Source organism: Stenotrophomonas sp. ESTM1D_MKCIP4_1 (genome assembly GCF_003086895.1).
In the GTDB taxonomy this organism is placed as follows: Bacteria; Pseudomonadota; Gammaproteobacteria; order Xanthomonadales; family Xanthomonadaceae; genus Stenotrophomonas.
Genome location: NZ_CP026004.1, coordinates 1,437,284 through 1,451,577, shown reverse-complemented (window position 1 = coordinate 1,451,577; position 14,294 = coordinate 1,437,284). Strand labels below are relative to the sequence as shown.

Sequence of the window (14,294 nt, the reverse complement as noted above, 5' to 3'; positions counted from 1 at the left end):
CAGGAACAGGAACAGCCGGGCGGCACGGGGCCTCGCGCCGGCGCGAACAGGCTGGCTCATCGCGGAAACTGTGGGGAGATGGGGCGAATGATAGGGCAAACACCCCTCCCCGCGTCACCGTGGCGTGAAAACCGGGGCGTGAAGCGGCGTCAGAGCCCTGCCGCCTGCGGCGGAAGGGATCTGACCCCGGGTCGGATCCCTCTGCGCACGCAGAGGGCTCTGACCCCCAGCCATCCGGACGCCCGACTCAGCGCGCGGCGACCGGGGTTCCGGCCGGCCACTGCACCACCGCTTCCAGTCCCCCCTCGGGGCGGTTGCGCAGCCACAGCCGCGCGCCGTCCTTCTCCGCTAGCGCGCGGGCGATGGTCAGGCCCAGGCCCGCACCGCCGGTCTGCCGCGAGCGTGACGTTTCAACCCGTACGAACGGGTCAAAGACCGCTTCAAGCTGGTCATCGGCCAGGCCCGGACCGTCGTCGGCCACGACCACGGTGATCGCGCCGCCGCTGCGGTCCACCCGAACCCGCACGCGCTCGGCGTACATCACGGCGTTGTCCACCAGGTTGGAGAACAGGCGATGCATGGCCAGGGGCCGCAGCATCAGCACCGCGCCACTGCCGCCTTCAAAGGCCACGTCGGCGCCGGCCTCGGCCGTGTCCTCCACGATGCTTTCCAGCAGCGAATCCAGATCCAGCGCGGCACGCTGTTCGGCGCTCTCGGCGCTGCGCGCCAGTTCCAGGCCTTCGCGCACCAGCGCCTGCATCGCCGCCAGATCACCGATCAGGCGCTCACGCAGCAGCTCGTCGGTGACGTTCTCCAGGCGCAGCCGCAGCCGGGTCAGCGGGGTCTGCAGATCGTGGGTGATGGCCGCCAGCATCTGCGTGCGTTCGGCAAGATGCCGCTGCAGCCGCTGCTGCATGGCGTTGAACGCTTCGGCCGCACGCTGCACTTCGCGCGGGCCACGCAGCGGCAACGGGGCACGCTGCAGGTCATCGCCCAGCTCCTCGGCCGCCGACGCGAGCTCCTGCAGCGGCGCGCTGGCTATGCGCGACACCGTGTAAGCCAGCACGGCAATGGCCAGCACCAGCATCGTCAGGAACAGGGGATCCACCGCAAGGATGCCGTTGTGCGCCACCGCGGGCGAATCCAGCGCCAGCTTCAGCGTCGTCCCATCACTGAGCACCACATCCACGGCCCGGCACTTGGGCGGGATGAAGGACGGATCGCGTTCGCGCGGAGGCCGTCGGTTGCCCGGCGGCGGTGGCGGCAGCAGTTCCTGAAGCTTGGGAATGCACGAGCGGAACGAGGTGAAGTGCACGTGGGCGCGCGATACCGGTCCCGGGCGGTCATCCAGCACTTCCATCAGCGCGGTGTCTTCACGGCCCAGGCGTGCGCCGGGCTGCAGCGCACGCACGCTGGGGCCGCCGGTTTCCAGCAACCGCTCACGCAGCTCCGGGTTGCCGTCCAGCATGTTGACGTAACCCTGCAGGCGATCGGCGACGCGGTTGAGGTTCTGCCGCTCGAAATCCTGCTGGCGCTTGGAGGTGGCCAGCAGGGTCGCACCGATCGCGGCCACCGACATGCCCAGCAGCAGGATCACGAACAGGCGCCCCACCATCGAGGACAGGAAGTGGCGCAGGCGCTTCATCACGGCTTATTCCAGGTTGACGGCCGAGGCCAGCACATAGCCTTCGTTGCGCACGGTCTTGATCAGGCCATCGGGCCCGCCATCGTCGGCCAGCTTGTTGCGCAGCCGGCTGACCTGCAGGTCGATCGCGCGGTCCTGCGCCTCGTAGTTGCGGCCGCTGCTGAGCGCGACCAGCTGCTCACGCGAGAGCACCTTGTTGGCATGGGCGATGAACACCCGCAGCAGGCGGAACTCGGCGCCGGACAGCACCACCACGCGGCCATCCGGATCCACCAGGTGGCGGTGCTCAAGGTCGAAGATCCAGCGCGAGAAGCGTGCGCGGCGCACCGCCAGCGGCTCCAGGTTGGCCGGCAGGGCTTCGGTCCGGCGCAGGACGTTGCGGATGCGCGCCAGCAGCTCGCGCGGCTCGAACGGCTTGGCCAGGTAGTCGTCGGCGCCCATTTCCAGGCCCAGCACGCGGTCGATCGGCTCGGCACGCGCGGTCAGCATGATCACCGGGGTGTTCGAGCGCGCGCGCAGGTCGCGGCACAGGGTCAGGCCATCTTCGCGCGGCAGGTTGAGGTCGAGCACGATCAGGTCCACGTGTTCGCGTTCCAGCAGCTGCCGCATGCTGGTGCCATCGGCCGCGGTGCTGACCAGATAGCCGGCGCGACCCAGCTGTTCGGCCAGCAGGGTGCGGATGTCATTGTCGTCATCGACGATCAACAGGCGATGCATCGGGTTTTCGGTCTCCATGTCGCGATTTTCCCGTGTCGGGAGCTGAACCGCATCCTGTCCAGTGCGTACCACTGTATCGGCGGCGGGGCCGGATACCTGGGGTTACGCGTTTTGGCCGACAGTGTTACATACAGACACACCCCGAGGATTGAGCCGCCCTGCGCCCGATCTTCACAATGCCTGCCAATGCCGCTGCGGCGGCCTGCCTGAGTGAAGCCACCACGTGATCTCCCGCCTGTTGCCCGCGTCCCGCCGGGGCCGCCTGATCCTGATCGTCCTGCTTGTCGTGATCGCTGCAGCCGTAGCCTGGTGGCTGCTGCGCAAGCCCGCCGCACCGGCCCTGGCCACCACCCCGGTCAGCCGCGGCGACATCGAACAGACGGTGGAAGCCACCGGCGTGATCGATGCCTACAAGCTGGTGAGCGTCGGTGCGCAGGCCTCCGGCCAGATCAAATCGCTGAAGGTGCAGCTGGGCGATACGGTGAAGGAAGGCGACCTGATCGCCGAGATCGACGCCACCACCCAGCAGAACCAGGTGCTCAACGCGCAGGCCTCGCTGGACCAGGTCATCGCCCAGCGGGCCGTGCAGCAGGCCAGCCTGCGCCAGGCCGAACTGGATTTCGCCCGGCAGAAGGAAATGCTGGCCGCCGAGGCCACCTCGCGCCAGGAATACGATGCCGCCGAGGCCACGCTGAAGACGGCCCGTGCCCAGCTGCAGTCGTACGAAGCGCAGATCAAGGGCCGCGAAACCGAACTCGGCACCGCCCGTGCCAACCTGGCCTACACCCGCATCACCGCGCCGATGGACGGCACCGTGGTGGCGGTGGTGGCCGAAGAAGGCCGTACGGTCAATGCCAACCAGACCGCGCCGACCATCGTCATGCTGGCGCGGCTGGACGTAGTGACCGTCAATGCCGAGGTGTCCGAGGCCGACGTGGTCAAGATCAAGGCCGGCATGCCGGTGTACTTCACCACCCTGGGCGACCCGGACCGCAAGTACCACGCCACGCTGCGCCAGATCAATCCGGCGCCGTCGTCCATCGCCAATGAAAGCTCGTCCAGCTCCAGCAGTTCCTCCAGCTCCAGCTCCAGCAGCGCGGTGTACTACAACGCCCTGTTCGACGTGGAAAACCCCGATGGCACCCTGCGCATCGACATGACCGCGCAGGTGTCGGTGCTCTTGCAGCAGGCCAAGGGCGTGCTGCTGGTGCCGGCGGTGGCGCTGGGCCCGAAGACCCGTGACGGCGAGCGCGTGGTGCGCGTGGTCGACGAACAGGGCCAGCCACAGCCGCGCAAGGTCAAGGTCGGCATCAACAACGGGGCCTCCGCGCAGATCGTGTCCGGGCTGAAGGAAGGCGACCGCGTGGTGGTCGGCGAAGGCGGCGCGGCAGCCGCCAGCAGCGGCACCGGCAACCGCGGCAGTGGCGCAATGCGGATGGGCCCGCCCGGTGGCATGGGCCCGCGCCGATGAGCACGAAGGCGCCCCTGCTGCGCCTGCGCGACCTGCGCCGCGAATTCCCGGCCGGCGACGATGTCATCGCCGTGCTGCGCGACGTCAACCTGGACATCCACGCCGGTGAAATGGTGGCCATCGTCGGCCAGTCCGGTTCGGGCAAGTCCACGCTGATGAACATCCTGGGCTGCCTGGACCGCCCGACGCGCGGCAGCTACCAGGTGGCCGGCCGCGAGACCGGGAAGATGGAGCCGGACGAGCTGGCCGAACTGCGCCGCGGACATTTCGGCTTCATCTTCCAGCGCTACCACCTGCTGGGCGACCTCGATGCGCGCGGCAACGTGGAAGTACCGGCGGTGTATGCCGGCAGCCCCGGCCCGACCCGCAACGCGCGCGCCGAGCAGCTGCTGCAGCGGCTGGGCCTGCACGACCGCATGCACCACAAGCCGGGCCAGCTCTCCGGCGGCCAGCAGCAGCGCGTGTCGATCGCCCGTGCCCTGATGAACGGCGGCGAGGTGATCCTGGCCGACGAACCGACCGGCGCGCTGGACACGAAATCCGGTGAGGAAGTGATGGCCATCCTCGGCGAGCTGCATGCCGAAGGCCACACCATCATCATCGTCACCCACGACATGAGCGTGGCCGAACACGCCCAGCGCATCATCGAGATCCGCGATGGCGAGATCATCGCCGACCGTGCCAATCCGAAGGCGCCGGACTACCGTGCGCAGCGCCAGCCCAGCACCGACGTCGCCCATGGCAGCAGCTGGCGGGCAGCCCGCGACCGCTTCACCGAAGCGTTCCGGATGGCCCTGCTGGCGATGAACGCGCACCGCCTGCGCACCTTCCTCACCATGCTCGGCATCATCATCGGCATCGCCTCGGTGGTGTCGGTGGTCGCCCTGGGCAATGGCTCGCAGCAGCAGATCCTGCAGAACATCAGCGCCCTGGGCACCAACACCATCGATGTCTATCCCGGCCGCGGTTTCGGTGACATGCGCTCGGCACGCGTGCAGACGCTCAAGGCCAGCGACGCCGATGCACTGGCGCTGCAGAGCTACGTGGACAGCGCCACGCCCAGCGTGTCGACCTCGGTCACCGCGCGCTACCGCAACCAGTCGGCCACCGCGCAGATCAGTGGCGTGGGCGAGCAGTATTTCCGGGTGAAAGGCGTGACCCTGCTCAGCGGCAGCTTCTTCGACAGCGATGCGATCCGTGGCCTGGCCCAGGAAGCGGTGATCGACGAGAACACGAAGACCCAGTTCTTCCCGGACAGTGATCCGATCGGCCAGGTGATCCTGCTCGGCAACGTGCCGGTGCGCGTGGTCGGCGTGGCCAAGAAACAGAGCTTCGGTTTCGGCGGCAGCACCAGCCTGGGCGTGTTCGTGCCCTACACCACGGTGATGTCGCGCATGCTCGGGCAGCGCTACGTGTCCAGCATCACAGTGCGCGTCAACGATGAAACGCCGATGGATGCGGCGCAGGAAGCGATCACCCGGCTGCTGACCCTGCGCCACGGCACCGAGGATTTCTTCCTCAGCAACAGCGCCGAGATCCGCGAGACCATCGAACAGACCACCCGCACGATGACCCTGCTGATCGGTGCCATCGCCGCCATTGCCCTGCTGGTCGGTGGCATCGGCGTGATGAACATCATGCTGGTGTCGGTGACCGAACGTACCCGTGAGATCGGCGTGCGCATGGCCGTGGGTGCGCGGCAGAGCGACATCCGCCAGCAGTTCCTGATCGAAGCGGTGCTGGTGTGCCTGATCGGCGGCGTTCTGGGCATCGGCCTGGCCCTGCTGCTGGGCGTGTTGATCGGCCATTTCTCCAGCAACTTCCAGGTGGTGTTCTCGACCGCTTCCATCATTGCCGCGTTCGCCTGCTCGACCCTGATCGGCGTGGCATTTGGTTTCCTCCCCGCACGCAATGCCGCCCAGCTCGACCCGGTGGAGGCCCTGGCCCGCGAATGAAGATCATGACCCGACTGACCTCCCCTGTTCCTTCCCGCCTGCTGCTGGCCGGCGCCGTTCTGCTTGCACTGTCCGGCTGCGCCTCGGTGGGGCGCTACCCGATCCAGGACCCCGCCGTGGCGGCCACCTATGGCCGTGGCGATGCGACGCTCAATGCGCCGGCCGACGACCCGCGCAGCGGCCTGGATACGCCGGGCCGCGACATCCGCCAGGACACCTGGTGGACCGGCTTCGGCGATGCGCGCCTGGACCGCCTGGTGGCACAGGCACTGTCCGCCAACAGCGACCTGGGTGCCGCCGGCCTGGCGGTGCAGCGCGCACGCCTGCAGGCCGGCCTGGCCAGCAATGCACTGTGGCCGCAGCCGTCGTCATCCGGCGTAAGTGCCAGCGGCAGCCGCCCGACCGACCAGGCGGCGGATTGGAGCCGCGGCTATTCCACCGGCGTGTCGCTGTCGTGGGAGATCGACCTGTGGGGCCGCCTGCGCACCGAGCGCGACATCGCCCGCTGGGAAGCACAGGCCAGCGAAGAAGACCGGCAGAACACCGCACTGCTGGTGATCGGCGACACGATCAACCAGTACTGGTCGCTGGCCTACCTCAACCAGTCCATCGCCAGTGGCGAGGCCAACCTGCAGCGGCTGGAACGCACCCGCGACCTGGTCCAGGCCCGCTTCGACGCCGGTGCGGTATCGCGGCTGGAAGTGCGCCAGGCCTTGCAGAATCTGGAATCGCAGCGCTCGGCACAGAGCGCGCTGGAGCAGCAGCGGGTGGAAGTGCGCAATGCGCTGACCGTGCTGCTGGATGGCACGCCCTGGCCACAGCAGGACGAACCGCAGGACCTGCAGGCGGCGCGCAGCCCCGGCATCGACGAAGGCCTGCCGGCCGACCTTCTGGGCCGCCGCCCCGACCTGCGCGCGGCCGAACTGCGCCTGCGCAACAGCCTGAAGACGATCAAGGTGACCGCCACCCAGTACTACCCGGCGCTGAGCCTGACCGGCAGCCTGGGTTCAAGTGCGACCTCGCTGGGCGATGTGCTGCGCAACCCGGTGGCCACCCTCGGCGCCGGCCTGTCGCTGCCCTTCCTCAACCTGCAGCGTGCACAGCTGGATACCGACATCGCCGGTACCGCCTACCAGATTGCCGCAACCAACTTCCGCAAGACGCTGTACACGGCACTTTCGGAGGTGGACAACGCGCTGTCCGCGCGTGAGCAGCTGGCGCGCCAGGTGGCGGCCTCGCAGGCGTCCTATGACCAGGCGGTGGAAGTGGAGCGCGCACAGGAGGTGCGTTACCGCGTGGGCGCCACCGACCTGCGCACCTGGCTGGAAGCGCAGCAGACCCGCCGCGATGCCGAGCTGTCTCTGGCACGCGTGCGGCAGAGCCAGCTGAGCAACGACGTGACCCTGTTCAAGGCCCTCGGCGGCAGCGCGGGGTAAGACGACTGGAGCGCCAACCAAGGTTGGCGACTACCGGGTAGGTGTCGACCTTGGTCGACACGGTAGATCCACGCCATGCGTGGATGGGAGCGCCGCAGCGAGGGATCCGACCCCGCGCTCAACCAGGAGCGCCAACCAAGGTTGGCGACTACCGGGTAGGTGTCGACCTTGGTCGACACGGTAGATCCACGCCATGCGTGGATGGGAGCGTCGCAGCGAGGGATCCGACCCCGCGCTCAACCAGAAGCGCCAACCAAGGTTGGCGACTACCGGGTAGGTGTCGACCTTGGTCGACACGGTAGATCCACGCCATGCGTGGATGGGAGCGTCGCAGCGAGGGATCCGACCCCGCGCTCAACCAGGAGCGCCAACCAAGGTTGGCGACTACCGGGTAGGTGTCGACCTTGGTCGACACGGTAGATCCACGCCATGCGTGGATGGGAGCGTCGCAGCGAGGGATCCGACCCCTGCGCCGGCGCTCCTTCCGCAATGGGGTCAGAGCCCTTTTCCAGGGAAAAGGGATCCGACCCCGCGCTCAACCGCGCTGGCGCACGGCCTCGAACAGGCTGACGCCGGCGGCGACGGACACGTTCAGGCTCTCGATCTCGCCCGGCATCGGGATCTTGACCAGGCCATCGCAGTTCTCGCGGGTCAGGCGGCGCAGGCCATCGGCTTCGCCGCCCAGCACCAGGGCGATGTTGCCCTTCAGGTCCAGCTGGTACAGCGAGGCGGTGGCTTCACCGGCCAGGCCATAGATCCATACACCCTGCTTCTGCAGATCCTTCAGGCAGCGCGACAGGTTGGTCACCGCCACCACCGGAATGAGGTCGGCAGCACCGGCCGAGGTCTTGCGCACGGTGGCATTGACCGTGGCCGACTTGTCCTTGGGAATGATCACCGCCGTGGCACCCGCCGCAGCGGCCGAACGCAGGCAGGCGCCCAGGTTGTGCGGATCCTGCACCTCGTCCAGCACCAGCAGCAGGGCCTTGCCCTCGGCCGCGGTGACCAGGCCTTCCAGCTCGTTCTCGCTGTAGGTGCGGGCCGCGGCATAGCGCGCCGCCACGCCCTGGTGGCGCACCGAACCGCCGACACCGTCCAGCGCCTGGGTGTTCACCTTGCGCACGTCGATGCCCTTGCGGCGGGCGTTTTCCTCGATTTCGACCAGGCGCGGGTTCTTTGCACCGGCCTCGACCAGCACTTCGCGGACGTTGTCGGCGTCGTTCTCGATGGAGGAGGCGACGGCGTTGACGCCGACGATCCACTGGCTGTTCTTGCTCATGCGGGGGGTCGAACCGGAAAGGGGGTGGCTATGGTAGAGCATCGGCGGCGGCCGCGCTTCAAGGCAGCCGGGCGTGGGCCCGGCTCTACACGACCCTCAACGGGTGCGCGGCGGCCAGTGGGGGGTGTCGTGGTCGGGGTGCTGGTGGGACACGAGGGTGGCCAGGAACTGCAGGAACGCCACATCCTCCTCGGTCCGGCTGCCGGGCAGCTGGCCCAGGGTGTCCACGAATGGCAGCTTGCGCTCCATGCCGTACTGCAGGGTGGGCGGCAGGCGCTCGGGTTCGTCGAATGCACCGGCCGCCACGGCCATGCCATCCGGAGCCTCGTAGGTCAGCGGGGTGCCGCAGTCGCCGCAGAAACCGCGGCGGACCACATTGGACGAGTGGAAGTGGCGCGGCTGGCCACGGGTCCAGGTGAACTGCGCACCACGCACGGAAACCAGGGGCGCGAAGTAGGCGCCGAAGGCCTTCTGGCACATCCGGCAGTGGCAGATCGAGCTTTCGTTGAGAGTGCCGCGCACCTCGAAGCGGATGGCACCGCACTGGCAGCCGCCGCGGTATTCGGGTTGGCCTTGCATGATCGGTTCCTCCATCGCGTCGTGCCACCTGCCGGGTGGGTGAACCGGTAGTGCCGGCCGCTGGCCGGCAACCACCGGGTACCGATGTCGCCGGGAATGCCGGCCAGCGGCCGGCACTACCGGGTCGGTCGATCAATATGGCTTCTTGGCCCGCTTGGCCGGCTTGCCGCGTTCGGGCAGCGGCGGCACGCCACCATCACCCTCGTCCTCGCCCTTGTGCTCGACCAGGCGGAAGTCGATCTTGCGCTCCTCCATGCTGGCTTTCAGCACCAGGATGCGGACGCGGTCGCCCAACCGGTAACTGGCGCCGCGGCGTTCGCCGGTCAGCGTCTTGCGGGTCGCGTCGAACTTGTAATAGTCCTGCGGCAGCTGGGTCACGTGGACCAGGCCCTGCACCTTGGAATCATCCAGCTCCACGAACAGGCCGAAGCTGGTGACGCCGCTGATGACGCCGTCGAACTGGCCGCCAACATGCTTTTCCATCCACGCCGCGCGGTAGCGCTCGTCCACCTCGCGCTCGGCCTCATCGGCACGACGCTCGCGCTCGGAACACTGCAGCGCCAGCGCCGCCATCTCGCGGGCGTTGTAGGTGAACTTGTCCAGCGGTTTGCCAGACAGCGCGTGCTTGATTGCCCGGTGCACCAGCAGATCGGGATAGCGGCGGATGGGCGAGGTGAAGTGCGCATACGCCTCCAACGCCAAGCCGAAGTGACCGTGGTTGTCGGGGCTGTAGATGGCCAGGCTCTGGCTGCGCAGCAGCACCGATTCCAGCAACGTGGCGTCGGGGCGGTCGCGGATCTTCTTCAGCAGTTTGGTGTAGTCGCCCGGGCGCACCTTCGACCACGGCGGCAGGCTGAGCTTGAATTCCTTGAGGAACTCCAGCAGATCCGCGTACTTGGTTTCCGGCGGCTTCTCATGGATGCGGTACGGCGCCGGCACGTGGCGCGACAGCAGGTACTTCGCCGCCTCCACGTTGGCCGCGATCATGCACTCCTCGATCAGCTTGTGGGCGTCGTTGCGCACCAGCATGCCGGCCTGGGTCACTTCACCCCGGTTGTCCAGCACGAAGCGCACTTCGCTGCTCTCGAACTCGATGGCACCACGCTTGGCGCGCGCCTTGGACAGCACCTTGTACAGCTGGTGCAGGCGCTGCACCTGCGGCAGCAGTTCGCCCATCCAGGCCTTGGTATCGGCATCGTCCTCGCCCACCGCCTTCCACACCTGCGTGTAGGTCAGGCGCGCGTGCGAGTTCATCACTGCTTCGTAGAAGCGCGAATGACTGACCACACCCTCCCGGTCGATCTGCATGTCGCACACGAAGCACATGCGGTCGACCTTCGGCATCAGCGAGCAGATGCCGTTGGACAGGGTCTCTGGCAGCATCGGCACCACGAAGCCCGGGAAGTACACCGACGTGGCGCGCTTCTGCGCTTCCTCGTCCAGCGGCGTGCCGGGGCGCACGTAGTTGGAGACATCGGCAATAGCCACCACCAGCCGGAAGCCATCAGCATTCGGCTCGCAGTACACGGCATCGTCGAAGTCCTTGGCATCCTCGCCGTCGATGGTGACCAGCGGCGTGCTGCGCAGGTCCACGCGGTCGCCGATCATCGCCGGTTCGACCACCATCGGCACCGACGCGGCTTCGTCCAGCACCTCCTGCGGGAACTCGAACGGCAGTTCGTGGCCGTGGATGGCGGTCTCCACCACCAGCGAGGCCGTGAGCTTGTCGCCGATCACGGCAATGATGCGGCCGATCGGCGGGCGGCGGCTGTCGGGCGCCTGGGTCAGTTCGCAGACCACCAGCTGGCCATCACGCGCGCCACCGGTCTGGTCCGGCGGCACCTGCACGTTGCGCTGGATGCGCTTGTCGTCGGGCACCACGTAATTGATGCCCATCTCGATGCTGAAGCGACCGATCAGGCGGGTCATGCCGCGCTCAAGCACGCGCGCGATGCTGCCTTCGCGGCGGCCACGGTTGTCGATGCCGGTCACGCGGGCCAGCACCTTGTCACCGTGCATCACCTTGCGCATTTCATAAGGCGGCAGGAACAGATCGTCGCCACCCTCGACCGGGCGCAGGAAGCCAAACCCTTCCGGGTTGGCGATCACCACACCGGTAACCAGGTTCAGTGTCTGGATCGGCGCGAAGCCTCCCCGGCGGTTCTGCACCAGCTGCCCATCACGCACCATCGCGCCCAGCCGGCGCGACAGCGCCTCGGCACGGTCGGCAGCGGTCAGGCCCAGGCGCGCGCCCAGCTCTTCGGCGGTCTGCGGCCCTTCGCAACGTTCCAGCAGGGCCAGGATGGCCTCACGGCTGGCGATGGGCTGTTCGTACTTCTCGGCTTCGCGGGCGGCATAGGGATCATCGATCACCTTGCCGGCGGGAGGCAGCTTGCGCCCCGGCGCCGGACCGGGTGCGGCAGCATCGGCGCTGCGGCCCTTGCGGCCACGCGGCGGTGCACCGCCTTCATTCAATTCGGGGAACCAGCCCGGCAACGGCTTGCCCGGCTTGGTGCTGCGGGCTTCGCCCGCCTTGGCGCCCTTCTTCGGGCCCTGGCTGCGGGACTTGCTCCCGCCCTTGCTTGGTTTTTTGGTAGTCATCGCCCTCCATGGTAGCCGTTGCAGGCGTGCAGAACGGGTCAGCGATCGCCGATGGAGGCATCGCGTGAAATATTTGTTGGAAGTCGTTGACAGCCTGCGGATTCATCTTCACAATTGCGCCTCTGGAACGCCCAGGTGGCGGAATTGGTAGACGCACTAGTTTCAGGTACTAGCGGGTAAAACCGTGGAGGTTCGAGTCCTCTCCTGGGCACCAACGAAAAAACTCCTCGCTTCGGCGGGGATTTTTTTTGCCTGCGATCCGGCGATGGGGTCAGAGCCCGTTCCGCAAGCGAAACGGGATCCGACCCCGGTGCTGGGGTCGGATCCTTTTCCACCGGAAAGGGCTCTGACCCGGGATCTGCAAAAGGTGTTGACACCCCCGTAACAACACCCCATAATCTCGCTCCTCGACGCCCAGGTGGCGGAATTGGTAGACGCACTAGCTTCAGGTGCTAGCGGGGGCAACTTCGTGGAGGTTCGAGTCCTCTCCTGGGCACCATGTCGAGAAAGAAAACAACCCGCGCAAGCGGGTTTTTTCTTGCCTGCAATCCGGGCCACGTAGCGTCGAGCTTGCTCGACTGATTCCGTGCAAAGCAGTCGAGCAAGCTCGACGCTACGAAAGCGCATCGCGGTAGCGCCGGGCCATGCCCGGCGAACGTAGTCAGAACAGCGGCCGCAGCACCAGCTCCAATCCGAGCAGCAGCAGGAAGCCCAGGAAACACGCACGGAACACCCGTGCGCTGATGCGCTGCCGGATCACCTGCCCCAGCCACATGCCCAGCAGTGCCGGCAGTACCGCCAACGCACTCAACCCCAGCTGCTGCACACCGAAGGCACCGTTGATCACCAATCCGGTGGTGAGCGAGATCGTCGACACGGTGAACGCCAGGCCCAACGCCTGCACCAGCTCCTCGCGCTGCATGCCCAGCGATTGCAGGTACGGCACCGCCGGCATCACGAACACACCGGTGGCCCCGGTCACCACGCCGGATACCGCACCGACCAGCGGCCCAAGCCAGCGCTCGCGCCGCTGCGGCACGCGGAACACCGGTGCCAGCAGCGCGTACAGCGCATACACCACCAGCGCCACACCCAACGCCACCCGCGACCAGGTGCGATCCACCCGTACCAGCAGCGCCGCCGAACCCAGCGTCACCACCACCACCGCCAGCATCATCGGCCACAGCCGCCGCACCGTATGGCCCAGCGATGGACCGGACAGCAGCTGCCAGGCATTGGTGACGAAGGTGGGAATGAACAGCATCGACGCCGCTGCCACCGGCGACAACGCGCCACCGAGCAGGCCCATCGCCACCGTCGGCAGGCCCATGCCTGTCACGCCCTTGACCACGCCGGCCAGCACGAACACCACCACCAGCAACCCATAGAAGTACATCGTTTCGTTCATGCCGCCATTGGAGCGGGCGCGACACGGGCGCACAATGCGGTCTTGCCGCCACAGCCTTCGGATCAACCGAAGGCAGGCCCCACTGGAGCGCCCCCATGCGGATGGACATTGCCGACCTGCGCCTGTTCCTGGCCGTGGCTGACGCTGGCAGCATCACTGCAGGCGCCGCCCAGGCCAACCTCGCACTGGGCTCGGCCAGCGAGCGCCTGCGCGCGATCGAAGCGGATGCGGGAACCGCCCTGCTCAGCCGGCACCCGCGCGGGGTCAGCCTGACCGAAGCCGGTGCCGCGCTCGCCCATCACGCGCGCCTGATCCTGCAGCAGCAGGCGCAGCTGCGTGGCGAGCTGGAAGCCTTTGCCCACGGCGCGCGCGGCACGCTGCATCTGTATGCCAACACCGCCGCGCTGACCAACTACCTGCCTTCGCGGCTTGCCCCTTGGCTGGCGCAGCGCCCGCGCCTGCATGTGGAACTGCACGAGCGCACCAGCACCGACGTCGTTCGTGCACTCACTGCCGGCCAGGCGGAAGCAGGCATCATCAGCGATGCCGTTCCCGCCGAGGGCCTGCAGCGGCATGTGGTCTCCGAGGATCCACTGGTGATGCTGCTGCCCGCCAGCCATCGCTTCGCTGCACGACGCTCGCTGGACTTCGTCGATGTGCTGGGCGAAACCTTCGTCGCCCTGGCCGATGGCAACGCCTTGCAGACCTATCTGGATGAACTCGCAGCCGAAGCCGGCCGCAGGCTGGATGTGCGCATCCGCATGAAGACCTTTGAAGGCCTGTGCACGATGGTCGGGCATGGCATTGGTGTCGGCATCGTGCCGCGCACGATCGCGCGGCAGCATCGGCGCAGCACGCACACCGTTGCGGTACCGCTTGCCGATGCCTGGGCGCAGCGTCGGCTGTGTGCCTGCTTTACCGACTGGACACGGTTGTCACCGGCGATGCGCAGCCTGCTGCAGCACCTCGGCGTACCGCCGCAGAAAAAAGCGTGAAATGTTGTTGACACATCCTCAGTCGTTCCCCATAATTCGTCTCCTGAGTCGCCCAGGTGGCGGAATTGGTAGACGCACTAGCTTCAGGTGCTAGCGGGGGCAACTTCGTGGAGGTTCGAGTCCTCTCCTGGGCACCATGACTCAGCAAATGATCAAACCCGCGAAAGCGGGTTTTTTCATGTCCAGCGTTCGGGAATGAGGCAGTAGA

The 14,294-nt window shown here is 67.3% G+C and carries 10 protein-coding genes and 3 tRNA genes; 7 read left to right on the top strand and 6 right to left on the bottom strand.

Features of this window, described 5'->3' with window-relative positions; translation table 11 throughout:
- Positions 1–247 precede the first annotated feature (247 nt).
- Positions 248–1,645 carry an ATP-binding protein gene (locus C1924_RS06705; protein ID WP_108764595.1) on the bottom strand — a complete coding sequence of 466 codons (1,398 nt, stop codon included), beginning with the start codon at positions 1,643–1,645 and terminating at the stop codon, positions 248–250.
- A gap of 6 nt (positions 1,646–1,651) precedes the next feature.
- Positions 1,652–2,380 (bottom strand): response regulator, encoded by a 729-nt coding sequence (locus C1924_RS06700; protein WP_079221281.1) that lies wholly within the window; start codon positions 2,378–2,380, stop codon positions 1,652–1,654.
- Positions 2,381–2,585: 205 nt separating this feature from the next.
- Here C1924_RS06700 and C1924_RS06695 point away from each other — a divergent pair, with 205 nt between their 5' ends.
- From C1924_RS06695 to C1924_RS06685, 3 genes are read left to right on the top strand one after another with little or no spacing between them, the layout of a single operon-like run.
- The gene (locus C1924_RS06695; protein WP_108764594.1) at positions 2,586–3,833 is read left to right on the top strand and encodes an efflux RND transporter periplasmic adaptor subunit; all 1,248 of its coding nucleotides are present in this window, start codon (positions 2,586–2,588) and stop codon (positions 3,831–3,833) included.
- Positions 3,830–5,788, top strand: coding sequence for a MacB family efflux pump subunit (locus C1924_RS06690; RefSeq protein WP_108764593.1), 1,959 nt, complete (start codon positions 3,830–3,832; stop codon positions 5,786–5,788). Before C1924_RS06695 ends, C1924_RS06690 begins: the two co-directional genes overlap by 4 nt.
- Positions 5,785–7,224: an efflux transporter outer membrane subunit gene (locus tag C1924_RS06685; RefSeq protein WP_108764592.1), complete on the top strand. Its 1,440-nt coding sequence runs from the start codon at positions 5,785–5,787 to the stop codon at positions 7,222–7,224. Before C1924_RS06690 ends, C1924_RS06685 begins: the two co-directional genes overlap by 4 nt.
- Before the next feature lie 535 nt (positions 7,225–7,759).
- Here the strand turns inward: C1924_RS06685 and rlmB are convergent.
- The 3 genes from rlmB to rnr all read right to left on the bottom strand — a co-directional run bounded on the left by rlmB (position 7,760) and on the right by rnr (position 11,683).
- Positions 7,760–8,503, bottom strand: coding sequence for a 23S rRNA (guanosine(2251)-2'-O)-methyltransferase RlmB (rlmB, locus tag C1924_RS06680; protein WP_108764591.1), 744 nt, complete (start codon positions 8,501–8,503; stop codon positions 7,760–7,762).
- A 96-nt stretch (positions 8,504–8,599) separates the two neighbouring features.
- Positions 8,600–9,082 carry a GFA family protein gene (locus C1924_RS06675; protein WP_108766990.1) on the bottom strand — a complete coding sequence of 161 codons (483 nt, stop codon included), beginning with the start codon at positions 9,080–9,082 and terminating at the stop codon, positions 8,600–8,602.
- Positions 9,083–9,214: 132 nt separating this feature from the next.
- On the bottom strand, positions 9,215–11,683 hold the full coding sequence (rnr, locus tag C1924_RS06670) for a ribonuclease R (RefSeq protein WP_108764590.1): 2,469 nt from the start codon (positions 11,681–11,683) through the stop codon (positions 9,215–9,217).
- 129 nt (positions 11,684–11,812) lie between these two features.
- Here rnr and C1924_RS06665 point away from each other — a divergent pair.
- A tRNA-Leu gene (locus C1924_RS06665) sits at positions 11,813–11,897 on the top strand.
- Positions 11,898–12,095: 198 nt separating this feature from the next.
- Positions 12,096–12,182: transfer RNA gene (locus C1924_RS06660), tRNA-Leu, on the top strand.
- A gap of 162 nt (positions 12,183–12,344) precedes the next feature.
- Here the strand turns inward: C1924_RS06660 and C1924_RS06655 are convergent.
- The gene (locus C1924_RS06655; protein ID WP_108764589.1) at positions 12,345–13,091 is read right to left on the bottom strand and encodes a sulfite exporter TauE/SafE family protein; all 747 of its coding nucleotides are present in this window, start codon (positions 13,089–13,091) and stop codon (positions 12,345–12,347) included.
- A 95-nt stretch (positions 13,092–13,186) separates the two neighbouring features.
- Between C1924_RS06655 and C1924_RS06650 the strand changes: the two genes are divergently transcribed.
- Both C1924_RS06650 and C1924_RS06645 read left to right on the top strand, forming a co-directional pair.
- Positions 13,187–14,086, top strand: coding sequence for a LysR family transcriptional regulator (locus C1924_RS06650; protein WP_108764588.1), 900 nt, complete (start codon positions 13,187–13,189; stop codon positions 14,084–14,086).
- A 50-nt stretch (positions 14,087–14,136) separates the two neighbouring features.
- Positions 14,137–14,223: transfer RNA gene (locus C1924_RS06645), tRNA-Leu, on the top strand.
- Positions 14,224–14,294 lie beyond the last annotated feature (71 nt).